The sequence below is a fragment of the Sinorhizobium sp. M4_45 genome, from assembly GCF_002885915.1.
Taxonomy (GTDB): domain Bacteria; phylum Pseudomonadota; class Alphaproteobacteria; order Rhizobiales; family Rhizobiaceae; genus Sinorhizobium; species Sinorhizobium meliloti_A.
The window spans coordinates 361,905-379,275 of sequence record NZ_NWVE01000004.1 but is presented as its reverse complement, the minus strand read 5'-3'; the positions used below and the strand labels follow the sequence as shown (position 1 = coordinate 379,275).

Annotated in this window: 17 protein-coding genes; 10 read left to right on the top strand and 7 right to left on the bottom strand. The window is 63.6% G+C overall.

The features are described from left to right. Positions 1–50 precede the first annotated feature (50 nt). Positions 51–2,048: a methyl-accepting chemotaxis protein gene (locus tag CN933_RS14885; protein ID WP_018094047.1), complete on the bottom strand. Its 1,998-nt coding sequence runs from the start codon at positions 2,046–2,048 to the stop codon at positions 51–53. Positions 2,049–2,354: 306 nt separating this feature from the next. Here CN933_RS14885 and rpmH point away from each other — a divergent pair, with 306 nt between their 5' ends. The 5 genes from rpmH to CN933_RS14860 all read left to right on the top strand — a co-directional run bounded on the left by rpmH (position 2,355) and on the right by CN933_RS14860 (position 6,168). Next, positions 2,355–2,489, top strand: coding sequence for a 50S ribosomal protein L34 (gene rpmH, locus CN933_RS14880; protein WP_003531576.1), 135 nt, complete (start codon positions 2,355–2,357; stop codon positions 2,487–2,489). Positions 2,490–2,510: 21 nt separating this feature from the next. After that, positions 2,511–2,909, top strand: coding sequence for a ribonuclease P protein component (rnpA, locus tag CN933_RS14875; RefSeq protein ID WP_018094046.1), 399 nt, complete (start codon positions 2,511–2,513; stop codon positions 2,907–2,909). Then, positions 2,909–4,684, top strand: a complete 1,776-nt coding sequence (gene yidC / locus CN933_RS14870) for a membrane protein insertase YidC (RefSeq protein ID WP_018094045.1) — start codon at positions 2,909–2,911, stop codon at positions 4,682–4,684. Before rnpA ends, yidC begins: the two co-directional genes overlap by 1 nt. A gap of 164 nt (positions 4,685–4,848) precedes the next feature. Continuing rightward, entirely contained in the window at positions 4,849–5,502 is a 654-nt protein-coding gene (gene yihA, locus CN933_RS14865; protein WP_018094044.1) for a ribosome biogenesis GTP-binding protein YihA/YsxC, read from the top strand. Between the two features lie 126 nt (positions 5,503–5,628). Then, positions 5,629–6,168, top strand: a complete 540-nt coding sequence (locus CN933_RS14860) for a DUF1269 domain-containing protein (RefSeq protein WP_018094043.1) — start codon at positions 5,629–5,631, stop codon at positions 6,166–6,168. Between the two features lie 73 nt (positions 6,169–6,241). Here CN933_RS14860 and msrB read toward each other — a convergent pair whose 3' ends face one another. After that, a complete protein-coding gene (gene msrB, locus CN933_RS14855; protein ID WP_018094042.1) occupies positions 6,242–6,736 on the bottom strand; it encodes a peptide-methionine (R)-S-oxide reductase MsrB in 495 nt (164 codons plus the stop codon). Between the two features lie 417 nt (positions 6,737–7,153). Continuing rightward, positions 7,154–7,867, bottom strand: coding sequence for an anti-sigma factor (locus CN933_RS14850; protein WP_018094041.1), 714 nt, complete (start codon positions 7,865–7,867; stop codon positions 7,154–7,156). A 289-nt stretch (positions 7,868–8,156) separates the two neighbouring features. Here CN933_RS14850 and argB point away from each other — a divergent pair, with 289 nt between their 5' ends. Next, positions 8,157–9,044 (top strand): acetylglutamate kinase, encoded by an 888-nt coding sequence (gene argB / locus CN933_RS14845; protein WP_018094040.1) that lies wholly within the window; start codon positions 8,157–8,159, stop codon positions 9,042–9,044. Between the two features lie 101 nt (positions 9,045–9,145). On the opposite strand, the gene CN933_RS14840 is transcribed toward argB, so the two are convergent. The 3 genes from CN933_RS14840 to CN933_RS14830 are packed head-to-tail and all read right to left on the bottom strand — an operon-like array spanning position 9,146 to position 12,054. Beyond that, on the bottom strand, positions 9,146–9,916 hold the full coding sequence (locus CN933_RS14840; RefSeq protein ID WP_018094039.1) for an isocitrate lyase/PEP mutase family protein: 771 nt from the start codon (positions 9,914–9,916) through the stop codon (positions 9,146–9,148). Between the two features lie 37 nt (positions 9,917–9,953). Next, positions 9,954–11,081 (bottom strand): bifunctional transcriptional activator/DNA repair enzyme AdaA, encoded by a 1,128-nt coding sequence (locus tag CN933_RS14835; RefSeq protein ID WP_018094038.1) that lies wholly within the window; start codon positions 11,079–11,081, stop codon positions 9,954–9,956. Between the two features lie 58 nt (positions 11,082–11,139). Next, entirely contained in the window at positions 11,140–12,054 is a 915-nt protein-coding gene (locus CN933_RS14830; protein WP_018094037.1) for an EamA family transporter, read from the bottom strand. A 102-nt stretch (positions 12,055–12,156) separates the two neighbouring features. Here CN933_RS14830 and CN933_RS14825 point away from each other — a divergent pair, with 102 nt between their 5' ends. Further along, a complete protein-coding gene (locus CN933_RS14825) occupies positions 12,157–12,870 on the top strand; it encodes a pyrimidine 5'-nucleotidase (RefSeq protein WP_018094036.1) in 714 nt (237 codons plus the stop codon). On the opposite strand, the gene CN933_RS14820 is transcribed toward CN933_RS14825, so the two are convergent. Continuing rightward, complete coding sequence (locus tag CN933_RS14820) at positions 12,871–13,770, bottom strand: LOG family protein (RefSeq protein WP_018094035.1); 900 nt, start codon at positions 13,768–13,770, stop codon at positions 12,871–12,873. Positions 13,771–14,064: 294 nt separating this feature from the next. Here CN933_RS14820 and dapD point away from each other — a divergent pair, with 294 nt between their 5' ends. The 3 genes from dapD (at position 14,065) to CN933_RS14805 (ending at position 17,356) form a co-directional block, all read left to right on the top strand. Continuing rightward, positions 14,065–14,922 (top strand): 2,3,4,5-tetrahydropyridine-2,6-dicarboxylate N-succinyltransferase, encoded by an 858-nt coding sequence (gene dapD / locus CN933_RS14815; protein WP_026168518.1) that lies wholly within the window; start codon positions 14,065–14,067, stop codon positions 14,920–14,922. Positions 14,923–14,924: 2 nt separating this feature from the next. After that, positions 14,925–15,311: a DUF805 domain-containing protein gene (locus CN933_RS14810; protein ID WP_018094033.1), complete on the top strand. Its 387-nt coding sequence runs from the start codon at positions 14,925–14,927 to the stop codon at positions 15,309–15,311. A 152-nt stretch (positions 15,312–15,463) separates the two neighbouring features. After that, the gene (locus CN933_RS14805) at positions 15,464–17,356 is read left to right on the top strand and encodes a DEAD/DEAH box helicase (RefSeq protein WP_018094032.1); all 1,893 of its coding nucleotides are present in this window, start codon (positions 15,464–15,466) and stop codon (positions 17,354–17,356) included. Positions 17,357–17,371 lie beyond the last annotated feature (15 nt).

Sequence of the window (17,371 nt, the reverse complement as noted above, 5' to 3'; positions counted from 1 at the left end):
CGCGAGCATAGCTCCTGTTACGCAACTCGAGCGCGCCGCGTCAGGCGGACTCAGAACTCTTCCCAGTCGTCGCGAGCGACCGCAGCGGAGCCGTTGCCGAATGCGCGCGCAACCGTGCCCATCATGCGGCGGGCGGGCGAGGCCACCGGGCGGCTCGCTTCCCTTGCCGGCGCGACCGTACGCACCGCCTCGCGCTCGACCTTGAAGTAGGCGATGAGGTTGGCGAGATTGTCGGCCTCGGCGGACAGCTTATGCGTGGCGGCGTTCGCCTCCTCCACCATGGCGGCGTTGCGCTGGGTGACCTGATCCATCTGGTTGACCGCGGTGCTGACCTCGCCGAGACCCGTGGCCTGCTCGCGTGCGGCCGTCGCGATCGAATGGATGTGATCGTTGATCTTGAGGACGCGCGTCTCGATCTGACCGAGTGCGGCTCCCGTCGCCTGGACGAGCTTGACGCCGGTGGCCACTTCGCCGCCCGATTTGGAAATCAGCGACTTGATATCCTTGGCGGCGCTGGCTGCACGCTGGGCGAGTTCGCGGACCTCCTGGGCAACGACGGCGAAACCCTTGCCGGCATCCCCTGCGCGCGCCGCCTCGACGCCGGCATTGAGGGCCAGCAGGTTCGTCTGGAAGGCGATCTCGTCGATGACGTTGGTAATCTGGCCGATCTCGCTCGAAGCCTGTTCGATGCGGCCCATGGCATCGATGGCGTTGCGGACGACCGATGCCGACTCCGCTGCGCTGTCCTTCGCCTCCGTGACCATGACGGTCGCTTCCTGGGCCCGCTCCGTAGAATTGCGAACCGCGGCGGTTATCTCGTCGAGCGCCGCCGAAGTTTCCTCCAGGGCGGCGGCCTGCTGTTCAGTCCGCTTGGACAGGTCGTCGGCGGCACTGCGCAACTCCGTAGAGTTCCCGTTGATCGAGTCCGTCGTCATACGGACCTCGCGCAGGGTCTTCTGCAGGGTCTGCAAGGTATCGTTGACGTTCGTCTGCAACTCGGCGAAGGCGCCCTGGAACTGGCCCTTCATGCTTTGCGTGAGGTCGCCCGTCGCCAGGCTCGCAATGACCCTCCGGGTCTCGGCGATGCCCGTATCGACGCTGTTGACCAGTTCGTTGACGCTCGCCGCAAAACGGTTGAGGTCGTCGTTGTCGTAGTCCTTGCCGATGCGCCTGGTGAAATCCCCTGCCGCAGCCGCCGCAACGACCGTGGCGATGCTCGACTGCAGGTCCGCGCTCTTTTCGCGCAGGACCTCTTCCTGGGCGTTGAGCTCTCGCACGGCGAGGCTGTTCTGCTTGAAGACTTCGACCGCCGCCGCCATGTCGCCGATCTCGTCCTTGCGCCCGGCGAAGGGCACATCAACCGAGAGATCGCCGCCGGCAAGCAGCTTCATCTTGCCCGTCAGATCGAGAATCGGGCGGCTGAGGTGATTGGTCGCAATATAGAAGGCGGCGCCGATCCCGGCCAGCATGCCGAGTGCTGCCGTTGCAAGGACGATCAGCACGATCGAGCGCTTGTAGTCGGCAAGATCCGCGGTGATCGTGTGAAGCGAGGCAAGGTTCTCGTCGACGACCACGTCGATTTCCGCCTGGAACGCCTTGCGGTTGGCCCGGTTCGCCTCGTTGTTGCCCTGCTCGTTGGCCGCTTGCGGCGCGACCTGCGTGCCGAGGCGAGCCGTCTCGCTTCGGAACGTCTTGAATTCCTCCGCGCGCCGGACGAGGGTATCGAAGGCGGGCAGGACGTCGGCGGGCACCAGCGGCCGCCACTCGGTGAGCAGCGCGTCGATCTTGTCGAGGTTCTTGAGAATTCCCTCGGCGAAAGGCTTTGCCTTCTCGACCGTCGGCGCTGCATAAATACCCCGCGCCTCCATCACCACCGCCGTTACCAGGCGATTGAGCCTCTCGCCCTTGAAGGCCCGGTCGGATGCGTTCTGGTATTCACCGAGCCGTTGGTTGTACTCGCTCACGATCAGCAACGACATGCCGGTGATCGCTATCGCCAGCAGACTCATGATGCCGACGATAAGGTTTATCTTTCCACGAATTTTCATGTCCTGTCCCTGTCCCCAGCCGCATACTCGCCTAAAACGGGAAAGTAACTCACGGCTTACACGCTACTAAGTAAATGCTAAAATGCGCGTGGTTAACAAAGCACCCATCGGGCCCACTCATTTTAGGATGTCATGCGGCGATCATGAGCACGCCACCGGCGTCTGGGAATTGACTTTATCGGGTTTTTGTCCCTATAAGCCGCGCACGTCCGGTGGAGCCGCCCGTTGGCGGAGCCATGCCCGGCGCGTAAACGCTCTTGCATCATGCAAACCCAAGAAGGACCGCACACCGCGGTATTTAAATAAATGAAGCGTACCTACCAACCGTCCAAGCTTGTTCGCAAGCGCCGTCACGGCTTCCGTGCACGTATGTCCACCAAGGGTGGGCGCAAGGTCCTCACAGCCCGCCGGGCTCGTGGCCGCAAGCGTCTTTCGGCGTAAGCCGAATCTGCCCGAAACCTTATGTCCGGGCAAATGACGACAGATAAAGACAAGACGGCTGTCGGGCGGCTGAAAAGCCGTCCGCAGTTTTTGGCGGTCCGGGCTGGAGAAAGCCGCAGAGGCCCGCTATTTCTCCTCGAAGTTCTCGACCGGAACGATCCGGAGGGAGAAGCCCGCGTCGGCTTCACCGTTACCAAGAAACACGGCAATGCCGTCGAGCGAAACCGAATGCGCCGACGCCTCAAGGAAGCCGTGCGGCTTTCGGCCGGGTTTGCAATGAAACCCGGACACGACTATGTGATTGTCGCCCGGCGCGATCTCCTGAATGCCCCTTTCGACGCATTGACTCGGGCGCTTCGGGATCGCATCGAAAACAAGCCGAAACAGAAGCGGCCACCGGCCGGTTCCAGGAAATCATGATGGAAAACAACCGCAATTATTTCGTGGCGATCGCCCTTTCCGTGCTGATCCTTATCGCCTGGCAGTTCTTCTATGTCAGCCCGAAGATGGAAAAGGACCGCATTGCCGCGGAACAGGCGCAACAGACCCAGGAACAGCCAGGCGCTCAGCCGGCTGCACCTGGACAGGCGCTGCCCGGCGGTGCGATCCCGAGCGCAGGCGAAAGCCGCGATCAGGCAATCGGCAAATCGGCCCGCGTGGCGATCGACACGCCGGCGCTTTCCGGCTCCATCAACCTGACCGGCGCACGCTTCGACGACCTGAAGCTCAAGGGCTACCACGAAACCGTCGACCCGAAGAGCCCGGTCATCACGCTCTTCAGCCCGGCGGAGACCGCCGACGGCTATTTCACGGAAATCGGCTATATCGGATCGGACGCGACCGGATCGGTTCCGGGGCCGCAGACCACATGGACGCTTTCGGGCGGCGACAAGCTCACCCCTTCGACGCCGGTGACGCTGAGCTATACGAACGACAAGGGCATCACCTTTTCCCGGACCATCTCGGTCGACGACCGCTACATGTTCCAGGTGGTCGACAGCATCAAGAACGAGACCGCCGCGCCGGTTTCCCTGTCTTCCTACGGCCGCGTCACGCGCTTCAACAAGCCGACGACTCCGAGCATCTACGTGCTCCACGAGGGCTTCGTCGGCGTTGCGGGAGAGCATGGCCTCCAGGAAGTCGGCTATTCCAAGGTCGAAGACGACGAGCCCGTCGAACCGGGTAAGTCGACCGGCGGATGGTTAGGCATCACCGATAAATACTGGGCCGCGACGATCGTGCCGCCGCAGGCGACGCCCTTCGACATCCGGTTCTCGCATTTCGCCGACGGGCGCCCCCGTTACCAGAGCGACTACAAGAGCGATGCGGTGACGGTTGCCCCCGGCCAGTCCGTGGAGCTGAAGAACCTCGTCTTCGCCGGTGCCAAGGAAGTCCCGGTCGTCGACAATTACGAAGTGGCCTATTCGATCCCCAACTTCGACAAGCTGATCGACTGGGGCTGGTTCTACTTCATCACCAAGCCGATGTTCAAAATGATGGATTTCTTCTTCCGTCTCTTCGGCAATTTCGGCATCGCGATCCTGATCACCACGATCGTCGTCAAGCTCATCTTCTTCCCGCTCGCCAACAAGCAATACGCATCGATGGCGAACATGAAGAAGGTTCAACCGAAGATGGAGGAGTTGAAGAAGAAATTCGGCGACGACAGGATGGGGCTGCAGCAGGCGATGATGCAGCTCTACAAGGAAGAGAAGATCAACCCGCTGGCGGGCTGCTGGCCGATCCTCATCCAGATCCCTGTGTTCTTCGCGCTGTACAAGGTGATCTACGTCACCATCGAGATGCGGCATGCGCCCTTCTTCGGATGGATCCAGGATCTCTCCGCGCCCGATCCGACGACGATCTTCAATCTCTTCGGCCTCCTGCCCTTCGATGCTCCGTCCTTCCTGCATCTCGGCGTCTGGCCGATCATCATGGGCGTCACCATGTTCCTGCAGATGCGCATGAACCCGACGCCGCCGGACCCGACCCAGGCGATGCTCTTCACGTGGATGCCGGTGGTCTTCACCTTCATGCTGGCATCGTTCCCCGCCGGTCTCGTGATCTACTGGGCCTGGAACAACACGCTGTCGATCCTGCAGCAGGGCATCATCATGAAGCGTCAGGGCGTCAAGGTCGAACTCTTCGACAATCTGAAGTCGCTCTTCTCGAAGAAACCGAAACCGGCGGAATAGAGCACTTCCAGGAAGCGCAGTGAAAGAGTTGGAAGCCCCGGTGCGACGCGTTCCGGGGCTTTTCCTTTCGATTTCCAGAGCGCCGCCGGCGCCGCCCGGGCGCTCTCAAGCTTGACAAGCCTCTGCAAAAGCCTGATGCCGAGGCCAAAGAGGAACGCCAGAACATGTCCGGGACGAACAAGCAGAATGCCGCAAGCGTCTTCGGCCGGCCGTGGATCTTCATCCGCGGCGTGCCGTCGATGAAGTTCCTGCCGCCGGAGGGACCGACGGAGATCGCCTTTGCCGGCCGCTCCAATGTCGGCAAGTCGTCGCTGATCAACGCGCTCGTGGGCCATAAGGGCCTTGCGCGCACATCGAACACGCCCGGCCGCACCCAGGAACTCAACTATTTCGTGCCGGACGGCTATTCCGGCGAAGCCGACGACCTGCCGCCGATGGCCCTCGTCGACATGCCGGGCTACGGCTACGCGCAGGCTCCCAAGGAACAGGTCGACGCCTGGACGAAGCTGGTGTTCGACTATCTGCGCGGCCGCTCGACGCTGAAGCGCGTCTACGTGCTGATCGACGCGCGCCACGGCATCAAGAAAAATGACGAGGACGTGCTGGCACTCCTCGACAAGGCTGCGGTTTCCTATCAGATCGTGCTGACCAAGACGGACAAGATCAAGGCGGCCGGCGTGCCGCGCCTCGTCGGGGAAACGCTCGAAAAGATCAAGAAGCGGCCGGCGGCCTTTCCGGAAGTGCTGTCGACATCGTCGGAAAAGGGCGAAGGCATCGAGGACCTCCGCGCGGCGATCGAGCTTGCCGTAACGCGCTGAGGCGCGGAACGCGCCGCCGAAGGGCGATCCCCTCGTCTTCGACCTCCGTCACTACCCTGACATAAAAAGCGCTCTATCTCTGCTTCGCGGCGACAGATTGTCTGCCCGAAGGATCAGGAGAGAGACATGTCCGATTTGATTGTCGTGGGATTCGATTCGACGGATGAGGCCGACAAGGTCCTCTTGAAGCTCAACAGCCTGAGGAAGGAGTATCTGATCGATCTGGAAGATGCGGTCGTCGTCGTGCGCGACGCCGAAGGCAAGGTGCATCTGAAGCAGAGCATGAATCTGACCACCGTTGGAGCCACCTCCGGCCTCCTTTCCGGCTCCCTCTGGGGCGGGCTCGTCGGGCTGCTCTTCCTCAATCCGCTCGCGGGTTTCGCCCTCGGCGGCGCTATCGGCGCGGGTGCCGGTGCGCTTTCCGGCTCGCTTGTCGATTACGGGATCGACGACGACTTCATCAAGTCGCTCGGCAACACCATCCCGAACAATTCCTCGGCGCTCTTCGTCCTGGTGCGCAAGGTGCAGCCGGAAAAGGTGCTGGCCGAATTCTCCGGCCTGCGCGGCCGCGTACTGAAGACGTCGCTCTCGCCGGAGCAGGAACAGAAGCTTCAGGCAGCCCTTTCCGAGGCGCAGACGCCGTCGCCGCAGGCGGGAACATTCTGATCGGTTGCTGGAGGCGATCGGCCCTCGTCGCACAACGACCTTCTCGCCGGAGCCGGCGGGAAGATCGCCGCACTCAGGCAGTTTCCGGTACGAATGACAGGGAGAGCCCGTTGATGCAGTGCCGCTTGCCGGTCGGCGGCGGACCGTCGTCGAAGATGTGGCCGAGATGACCGCCGCAGCGGCGGCAGTGGCATTCGGTCCTCGTCATGAACAGGGTATCGTCCTCGCGTGTGCCGATCGCGCCGGGAAGCGCCTGCCAGAAGCTCGGCCAGCCGGTACCGCTGTCATATTTCGCATCGGAGGAATAGACCGGCAACGCGCATCCCGCGCAGTGAAAGACGCCGTTTCGCTTTTCATCGTCGAGCGGGCTGCTGAACGGCGGCTCCGTGCCCTCCTCCCGCAAAATGCGATAGCGGTCCTCGCCGAGCAGCGCCCGCCACTCCGCGTCGGTCCTGGTGATTTCGAAGGCTTCGCCGGCGACGGCGCGCATGGGCCATACCAGACCGCGCAGGGTGATCACCGCGGCCAGGGCCGCGCCCGCCATCAGCAAGTCGCGCCGGCTGATCATCGGAACCTCCATGGGGCGATGCAACTGGCATTGGCCGAATCTGGAGCGAGAGGCGCAAGTGCTTCGTCCTCCCGCAGCCGGTCCGGCCTGATATCGTAATTTACCGCATCGGCCCGAAAATCGGTATCAATTTCCGGAAAGCACGATGCGTCGATACGACAAATTGAATTAAGGCTTGTTGAGATTCGGGATACCCGCCACGGCCGGTTGGATTCCTCATTCCTGTGCTCGTCACAGGATGAGGAAGAGGGGAGATTGCAGTCCTCCGAAAGTTTCCCACAGCGCCGCTGTGCCGACAAACCGACCAGAGTTGCAGCAGCCGACATGAACTCAAACTTTGTGCGTCCACGCGGGCGCACGGCGCTCAAAGCGGCCGCGGCACTCCTGCCGTGACTGCGTGGCCCGTATGGAAGAGACTTAGAAAGCGCGCGCGGTGCCTTGCGCGATGACCTCACCGGTGGGCGAGCCGGTCGCCGAGCCGCCCAGGGGCTCGACACTGACGGAGAGCCTGGAGCCGCTGGCAATCCGGCTTCGCATTCCCGGCTCAAGCACGATTTCCCCCTCGCCGGACGGCGGCAGCACGCCGAGCGAGACCGGCGGATCGTCACCTTTGATCAGCCAGAGTTCGAGCGATTTCTCCTCCATCTGTCCGGCGGCGGCCGGCGACAGTCTGAGGCGCCCCGTAGCCGGTTCGAAGTGCGTGACGAGGTTGACGGCGCTGCCTTGCGCTTCGAGGCTCGCAACGAGTTGCGTACCGCCTCGGCGATCGCTGAAAAGTCCGGCCACCGCGCCTGCCATTACGACGACAGCCGAAAGCGATACCAGCGCGACGCTGCGCCAAAGGGGAAGCGAGCCCCAGATACCGCGGGGGTCGTCTGCGCCCCGGCCCGCTTCGAAGACCGCGTGCTCGGAGGAGCGAAACCTGCGGCGCGGCGCGACCGATTCATAGGCGTCGCCGAAGGCCGCAAGATTGTTCTGCCAGCGGATGACCATGGCGGCGAAGTTTCGGTCCGTTGCCATGCGCGCCTCGGCCTTGCGACGGTCCTCGGCAGACAGCGCGCCGAGCACGTACTCTCCCGCGATCACCTCGTCGCGGCGGGAATCTCCGCTTTCGGGCTTCTGCGTCGTCATGGCTTCCTGCACTCTCTCAGCTTTAGAGGGCCGGCACGATTCCCTTCGATCTCTTCCAGGCAGGCGTCGATGCGCCTATTCTCGGAACTGCGGCGGTCCTTTCCGGATCAAAGCAGGATCAGTCAAATCGCCAGCGCCGTCAATCGGCTTCTCGGCCATGCCGCGCACGCGGCGAGCACTTCGGCTCAGCCAGGCGACCGCCGTCACAATGGCTTTATGTTGCGCCCGGATCATTCCATCCGTCAGAGAGTTGCGCTAAACAGCAGCCGGTATTTTTCGAGGATCCGCCATGTCCGCATCAGAAAGTGAAATTCAGGCCCGCCTGCTCGCCCAGGCCCTGCCCTACATGCAGCGCTACGAGAACAAGACGATCGTCGTCAAATACGGCGGCCACGCCATGGGCAATGCCGACCTCGGACGCGCCTTTGCCAGCGATATCGCGCTTCTGAAGCAGTCCGGCGTCAACCCGATCGTCGTTCACGGCGGCGGCCCTCAGATCGGCGCCATGCTCAACCGGATGGGCATCGAGTCCAAATTCGAGGGCGGTCTCCGCGTCACAGACGAAAAGACCGTCGAGATCGTCGAAATGGTGCTTGCCGGGTCGATCAACAAAGAGATCGTCGCGCTCATAAACCAGACGGGCGAATGGGCGATCGGCCTTTGCGGCAAGGACGGCAACATGGTCTTTGCGGAAAAGGCGAAGAAGACCTTCCGCGACCCGGATTCCAACATCGAGCGCGTGCTCGACCTCGGCTTCGTTGGCGATGTCGTCGAAGTCGACCGCACCCTTCTCGATCTGCTCGCCCGCTCCGAGATGATACCGGTGATCGCGCCGGTGGCGCCGGGACGGGACGGCCACACCTACAACATCAACGCGGACACTTTTGCCGGCGCCATCGCCGGCGCCCTCAATGCGACGCGCCTTCTCTTCCTGACCGACGTTCCGGGCGTTCTCAACAAGAAGGGCGAACTCATCAAGCAGCTCTCGGTCGCCGAGGCGCGGGCGCTGATCGCCGACGGCACCATCTCGGGCGGCATGATCCCGAAGGTGGAGACCTGCATCGAGGCGATCAAGGCCGGCGTCCAGGGCGTCGTCATCCTCAACGGCAAAACGGCACATTCGGTGCTGCTCGAAATCTTCACCGAGCACGGCGCAGGCACGCTGATCGTGCCGTGAGGCGCGCCTTGTTGGCGTGCCCCTTACCCTAACCTTTCTCCCCGTCTTGACGCGTCATGACGGGGAGAGGGTCCCGGCAGCGGGGATGAGGGACCAATCTCTTACCTTGTCCCGTAAACATTCTCCGCCTCGCCGCGCAGCCGGGCGATCATCTCCCGGTATGGGAACGGCCCATAGCTCACCCGCCCGACGCCGGCGGCCGCAAGCGTGGCAATGTCCGGCGCCCCCGGCTTCATCATCACATTGACCGGCAAAGGTGATGCCGCACAGAGCCTGGCGATGAGGTCCCGATCGGCGAGGCCCGGTGCGAAGAAGCCGCTCGCGCCCGCATCCGCATAGGCCTCGGCGCGGGCGATCGCCTCCTCCATCAGGGCCGCGTGGCGCGCCGCATCGCTTTCCTGCAGGAAGAGGTCGGTGCGGGCGTTGACGAACAGTGCGATGCCCTGTCGCTCCGCCATCTCGCGGATCGCGCGGATGCGAGCCGCCTGCTTGTCGATCGGATGGACGCCGCCCCTGCCAACCATCTGGTCCTCGAAATTGATGCCGATCCCGCCCGCATCGATGACTTGCGCGACATTGGCCGCGGCCTGGGCCGGGTCCTCCGAATAGGCGCCCTCGAAGTCCACCGAGAGCGGCAGGTCCGTTGCCGCGACGATCTCGCGCACGGTCTCGAGCAGCAGAGGCAGCGGCAGCTTCTGCCCGTCCCCGTATCCATGTGCCGCCGCGACCGACCAGCTCCCGGTGGCGAGCGCCTTGGCGCCGGCCTCGGCCACGCACCGGGCGCTGCCTGCATCCCAGATGTTGTACAGAACCACCGGATCGCCTTTCCGGTGCAGTGCCCCGAAGGCGAGCGCTCTTTCTTCCTGGCTCATCGTATCTTCTCCCAGTCCGTCAGGTTGATCGTATCCGTTACATCGTTGGAGCGGCGGCCCGCGCAGGCATCTCCCGGTCCCATTCTCCGAAAAGCCCCACAGGACGCATTCTGCCCTCGTGGCGAAGCAGCCATTGCTTGCGCCGGAGCCCGCCCCCATAGCCCGTCAGCGATCCGTCAGCGCCGATGCAACGGTGGCATGGCACCACGATTGCGAGGCAGTTGGTGCCGTTGGCCCTGGCCACGGCACGCACCGCCTGCGGGGTGGCGACCTTCCGCGCGATGTCGCTGTAGGAGCGTGTCTCGCCCACGGGTATCGCAACGAGTTCTGCCCATACCTGACGCTCGAAGGCACTGCCGTCGAGGGCGAGCGGTGTCCGAAAATCGGCCGAGCGCCCGGCGAAATAGTCGTTGAGCTCGCGCTCCACCTGATCGATGGGCGGCGTTCTGCCGGGCACCACCGCAGAGTGCGTCTTTCGCTTGAGGCTCTCCATTTCGGCCGGGAGGGCCTTGCGATCATGGAACTCGATGAGGTGAAGATGCGTCTGGTCGGCAACCGCCACCATGGGGCCCAGCGGCGTCTCTATCCAATCGGCAAAGAGCAGCACGCGCCCCTGCGATTTCGCGGGAGCCTGTCCGATCAGCCGCCCGAAGGCGGCGCGAAAACCGCTCGGCGACTCATAGCCTGCATCGATCTGCGCCTCGATGACACTGGCGCCGCCGGAGAGCTGGCGTGCGGCCTCGCCCATTCGCCGCTGGCGGGCGAGATCGAGAAAGGTGACGCCGAGGGATCGCTTGAAGGCGCGCCGCACTGTCGACGGATCGAAGCCGCGCCGCACGAGATCGCCCTCCGTCCAGCGATGCTCCGGCCGGCGGTCGAGCAGCTCGACAAGCTCCTTGACGAGCGGATCTTTCCCGGATGCATCTTCCAGCGGGCGGCAACGTCGGCACGGCCGGAAGCCGGAATTGATGCAGGCGGAAATGCTGTCGAAGAACAAAGTGTTCTCCCGCTTCGGCTTGCGGGCGGGACATGAGAGCCGGCAGAAGATGCCGGTGCTCTTGACGCAGACGAAGGCCTGGCCCTCATAATCGGAACTGCGGGCCAGCAGCGCATCGTAAAGGATATCGTCGTTCGGCAGATCGAAAAGCATATTGCTTTGTAGCATCAGCCAGACGCGCCGTCCGCCGAAATTCGGGCATCTATTCGTGCCGCTTGCCGAGCCCTCACAAGACGAGCAGCATGACCACGCCGAGCACGATGAGCAGGCAGCCGAGCAGTTCGAGCCGGTTGATCCACTCCCGGAAGATGAAGAAGGAAGAGGCGAAGGTGAACAGCATCTCCACCTGAGCGACCACCTTGACGATCGCCGCCTGCTGCAGCGTCATCGCCGCGAACCAGCCGAAGGAGGCCGAGGCGCCGACGAAGCCCACGACGAAAGCGGGCTTCCAGGCGGCGCCTATGCGTTTCAGTTCGTCGCGTTCACGCGCGACGATCCACAAAAGCATGACGATCGTCTGAAGCAGGATGACGAAGCCGAGCGTGAAGCTCGCCTGGATCACATAGTCCGGCTGAGGCAGACTCGGCTCCAGCGCCAGCGAGGCCGAGCGGTAGGACACCGCCGAGAGACCGAAGAAGGTACCGGAAAGCAGCCCCATGCCCGCCGTGCGGCTGAAGACCGATGCAAGCAGCGAGCGCGCGCTGAGCGTCGTTCGGGCGACGGAGATCAGCATGACGCCCACCACCGAAATGGCGATCGCAACCAACGCTCCCTGGCTCGCCTTTTCGCCGAGGAAGATCAGCCCGAAGAGCGCCGCCTGTGCCGGCTCGGTGCGGGAATAGGCCGTGCCGACCGCGAAATTGCGGAAGGAGAAGAGATGGACGAGCAGGAAGGTCGCGGCGATCTGCGCCAATCCGCCGACCACCGCCCAGAGATAGAAAGTGCCGTTCGGCACCGGCAGCTGATGCCCGCCGGCGCGCCAAAGCAGGACGAGGTAGAGAAGCGCGAAAGGCAGTCCGAAGCCGAAGCGCACGAAGGTCGCGCCGGTGGTGCCCATGACGCCCTTGAGGTGCTTCTGCATGGCGGAGCGGACATTCTGAAGGAAGGCCGCGGCGACGGTGATGAGAACCCAGGTTTCCATATTTGCCCGCTAGCACGCAGGCCGAAAACAATCCATGGCCAATCGGGGCACAGGTGAACAAACCGTTTTGCTTCGCAAGGCCGCCCGTGTCATAAACCCGCCATGAAGAAGCTCGACCGCCTGCCGACCCACGCCGAATTCGCCCATGTCACCGACTGGGTCTTCGACCTCGACAACACGCTCTATCCGCATCACGTCAATCTGTTCTCACAGATCGACCGCAACATGACGGCCTATGTTGCCGAACTCCTGTCGCTGGAGCCTGCGGAGGCGAAGAAGCTGCAGAAGGAATACTACCGCGACCACGGCACCACGCTTCAGGGCCTGATGCTTCATCACGGCATCGACCCCAACGATTTCCTCGAAAGAGCCCACGCCATCGACTACAGCGTGGTGCCGGCCGACCCGGCGCTCGGCGAGGCGATCAAGGCGCTGCCCGGACGCAAGTTCATCTTCACCAACGGCAGCGTCGCCCATGCGGAGATGACCGCGCGGGCGCTCGGCATCCTCGACCATTTCAACGATATCTTCGACATCGTCGCCGCCGGCTTCATACCGAAGCCCGCCGGCGACACCTACGACAAGTTCATGGGCCTTCACCGCATCGACACGGCGAATGCGGTCATGTTCGAGGATCTGCCGCGCAACCTGGTCGTCCCGAAGGCGCTCGGCATGAAGACGGTGCTGCTCGTGCCGCGCAATCTCGAATACGAATTTGCCGAGGCCTGGGAAACGTCGAGCGACGCGGACGATCAGATCGACTACGTCACGGAAGATCTCGCGGCTTTCCTGCGCAGGGTGGTTTCGGCGGCGTAACTACCGCCGTCCGGACGCCATCGGGACCGAGCGGGGGTCGATCTTCTCGTAGAACCCGGCAATGATCTCCCATGCCTCTTCGGCCGTCTCCACGAAGTGCAACAGGTCGATGTCGTTGGGCGCGATGGTTCCGAACTCGGCCAGCGCCTCGAAATTGATGATGCTGCGCCAGAACTTCTCGCCGAAGAGGATGAGCGGCACCAGGGCAAGCCGGCCGGTCTGCATCAGCGTCATGGTTTCGAACAACTCGTCGAGCGTGCCGAAGCCGCCCGGGAAGACCGTGACCGCCTTGGCGCGCAGCAGGAAATGCATCTTGCGGATGGCGAAATAGTGGAAATTGAAGGACAGGTCCGGCGTGACGAACTGGTTCGGCGCCTGCTCGTGCGGAAGCACGATGTTCAGGCCGATCGAAGGTGCGCCGACGTCGGCTGCGCCGCGGTTCCCCGCCTCCATGACGCCGGGACCGCCGCCCGTGACCACCACATATTCCTTGTAATCGAGCTTTGCCGACTGCTCCGAGCACAATCGCGCGAACTTGCGCGCCTCGTCATAATAGACCGACGCAGCCTCGAGATTCTTGCGCTGGATGTCGTTCTTGGCGGCCCAGGCCTCGCCGCCGGGCTCCGGAATGCGCGCCCCGCCGAACATCACCACGGTGGAGTTGATACCGCGCTCCTCGAGCATCATCTCGGTCTTCAGGAGCTCGAGCTGCAGGCGGACGGGCCTCAGTTCCTCACGACACAGGAAATCGTCGTCGATATAGGCGAGACGATAGGTGGGCGAAGCCGATTGCGGCGTCAAAGGCACGCTCGATGCACGTTGCCTGCTCTGGGAGCTGTCTGCCAGCGGATCCCAGACCCCATCCTTGCGGCGCAGAGTCCGCTTCTTCATGCGTGCCATGTTTCGTTTCCCGTCGCGTTTCGAACACCCGAGACCTCGTCCGGACGCGTCCCTTCGGGTCTTTCTCGGTCATAGAGGCGTCCCTACTGCCGGATTAGTCGAGACTTGCCAAGTCCCGTTGAGGAGCGCGAGCCGAAAAGGCCTTCAACTTTTTGAGGATCACGCTCCATGGGCGCCAGGTTTCGGCGAGGCCGCGCGACATCTTGAATCGCTGCATAATCCGTGAAGCTGGTTCCGATTCGGGGAATTATGCAGTAGAGCTTGCAGCACAACGCCGAACTCGAAGGAATTCCGATGACGAACCACGACCTCGCCTCCCTGTCGCAGACGATCGAGACCGCTTTCGAAGGACGCGACGCGGTCAACACCGGCACCCGCGGTGCGGTTCGCGACGCCGTGGAAACGGCGCTGAACCTGCTCGACAGCGGCAAGGTACGCGTCGCGCAACGGGGTGAGGACGGCACCTGGACGGTCAACCAGTGGCTCAAGAAGGCGGTGCTCCTCTCCTTCCGCCTCAATCCGATGGAACTCGTCAAGGGCGGCCCGGGTGAAGCCGTCTGGTGGGACAAGGTCCCCTCCAAATTCGACGGCTGGAGCGTCAACGAATTCGAGAAGGCCGGGTTCCGCGCCGTTCCGAACTGCGTGGTCCGCCGCTCCGCCTATATCGCACCGAATGCGGTGCTGATGCCCTCCTTCGTCAATCTCGGCGCCTATGTCGGCGAGGGTACGATGGTCGACACCTGGGCGACCGTCGGCTCCTGCGCGCAGATCGGCAAGAACGTGCATCTTTCCGGCGGCGTCGGCATCGGCGGCGTGTTGGAGCCGATGCAGGCCGGGCCGACCATCATCGAGGACAATTGCTTCATCGGCGCCCGCTCCGAGGTGGTCGAAGGCTGCATCGTCCGCGAGGGTTCGGTGCTCGGCATGGGCGTCTTCATCGGCAAGTCGACGAAAATCGTCGACCGTGCGACGGGCGAGGTGATGTATGGCGAAGTGCCGCCCTACTCCGTCGTCGTCGCCGGCTCCATGGCCTCCGGCTCCACCATGGCCAATGGGCAGCCGGCGCCGAACCTCTATTGCGCCGTGATCGTCAAGCGGGTCGACGAGAAGACCCGCTCCAAGACCGGCATCAACGAACTGCTCCGGGACTGACGATGGCCAAGGAGGGGCGGCAGCCGAGCATGATGTGGCTGTTCTTCAGCCCCTCCGGCCGTATAGGCCGCCTGCCCTTTCTCCTCGCCTGGCTCTTCTGGTTCGCCGTCGGCTCCATCTTTCTGGCGCAGATGATGAAGAACGAGGTGGACGACGCGGCGCTCGCGCTTTCGACGCTGGCTCTGATCGTCTCCGGCGTGCTTTCGACCGTCTCCATCGCCATGCTGGCGATCAAGCGCCTGCACGATATCGGCTATCCCGGTCCGCTGGCGCTCTGCCTCTTCATCCCGGTTCTGAGCCCGATCGTTTTCATCGGTCTCTGCCTCTGGCCGGGCGCAAACAGGGCAAACGAGTATGGCAGCCGCCGCAACGCGCCGGCCGGAGATTGATTCCGCCCTGTACATTTCAACGCTCACCAAGTATGTAGCGCGGCAACTGAATAGGGCCGCGACCACGTTGGCCGCGGCAATCGACGCCTGATGACGGCCTGCACCGAGGTCCGCTCTTCCGCCGACGACAACCGAAATCCGAAAGAAGAGACATGACAGAATTCGCAGGGATCGCGCCGGCGATCGCCGAGGCGTTGGCAAAACGCGGTTACGAGACGCTGACGCCGGTTCAGCAAGCCATGCTGGATCCGTCGCTCGGCACCGCCGACGCGCTCGTCTCCGCCCAGACCGGCTCCGGCAAGACCGTGGCCTTCGGCCTCGCACTGGCGCCGACGCTCATCGGTTCGGCGAGGAAATTCGCGCAGGCCGGCGCACCGCTGGCACTCGTCATCGCGCCGACGCGCGAATTGGCGCTGCAGGTCATGCGCGAGCTCGACTGGCTTTACGAGATGGCGGGGGCCACCATCGCCTCCTGCGTCGGCGGCATGGACATGCGCAGCGAACGGCGCACGCTGGAACGCGGCGCCCATATCGTCGTCGGCACGCCGGGGCGGCTTTGCGACCATATCCGCCGTGGATCGCTCGATATATCGGGACTGAAGGCCGTCGTACTCGACGAGGCCGACGAAATGCTGGACCTCGGTTTCCGCGAGGACCTGGAGTTCATTCTCGAGGCGTCGCCGGCGGATCGCCGCACGCTGATGTTCTCCGCCACCGTGCCGCGCTCGATCGCGACGCTCGCCAAGAATTACCAGCGCGACGCCGTCCGCATAGGCGTCACCTCCGAGCAGAAGCAGCATGGCGACATCGAGTACCGCTCGCTGCTCGTGGCGCCGAGCGACCGTGAGAATGCCATTATCAACGTGCTGCGCTTTTACGAAGCGAGGAATGCGATCGTTTTCTGCTCGACGCGCGCCGCGGTCAACCATCTGACCGCCCGCTTCAACAATCGCGGCTTCTCGGTCGTGGCGCTCTCCGGCGAGCTCAGCCAGAACGAACGCACCCACGCACTGCAGGCCATGCGCGACGGCCGCGCCCGCGTGTGCATCGCGACCGACGTTGCGGCGCGCGGGATCGACCTTCCGGGCCTCGAGCTCGTGATCCATGCCGACCTGCCGACCAATTCCGACACGCTGCTGCATCGCAGCGGCCGGACCGGTCGTGCCGGCCAAAAAGGCGTGAGCGCGCTGATCGTGCCCGTGAATGCCCGCCGCAAGGCCGAGCGGCTGCTTGAAAACGCACGGATTACCGCCGCCTGGGCAAAGCCCCCGTCGGCCGACGAGGTGGCACGCCGCGACGACGAGCGCATCGCCGCCGATCCGGCCCTTGCCGAAGCGCCGCGCGAGGATGAACAGGCGATCGTCGAGACGCTGATCAGCCGGTACGGGGCGGAAAAGATCGCCGCGGCCTTCGTCCGGCAATTCCGCTCGAACCGTTCCGCTCCGGAGGAACTCGTTGAGGTCGCCGTCTACGATGATCGCAGGAAACCCCGTCGCGACGGCCCGGCTTTCACGGCCGACAGCGAACCCGCTCCGCGAGCCGACTTCGCCGACGGCCAGTGGTTTTCCCTCTCCGTGGGGCGCAAGCAGAACGCCGAGCCCCGCTGGCTGATCCCGATGCTTTGCCGTTACGGCAAGCTGAGCAAGCGCGATATCGGCGCGATCCGCATGCAGCCCGAGGAAACCTATGTCGAGATGACGGCCGACGGCGCAGAACGCCTTCTTGCCGCGATCGGCCCGAACCGGCTGCTGGAAAAGGGTATTCGCGTCAAAACTCTTCCCGGTGCCCCGGACACCTCCAGGCCACGGCAGGACAAGCCGGACTTCGAGAGGAAGCGTCCGCCGGCGGCCGCATCGGAGCGCGAGCACAAGGACTTCAAGCCGAAGCGCAAGTTCGACAAGCAGCCTCCCGTCGCGCAGGATGCGCATCCGGACAGCCGGGGCGCGAAGCCCTGGAGCAAAAAGAAGGGCAAGCCCGAAGCGCAGAAAACCGGCGACTTCAAGCCTGGTGCCAAGCGCAACAACGCCAAGAAGCGCCAGCCTTGAGATGGCATTTCCCGC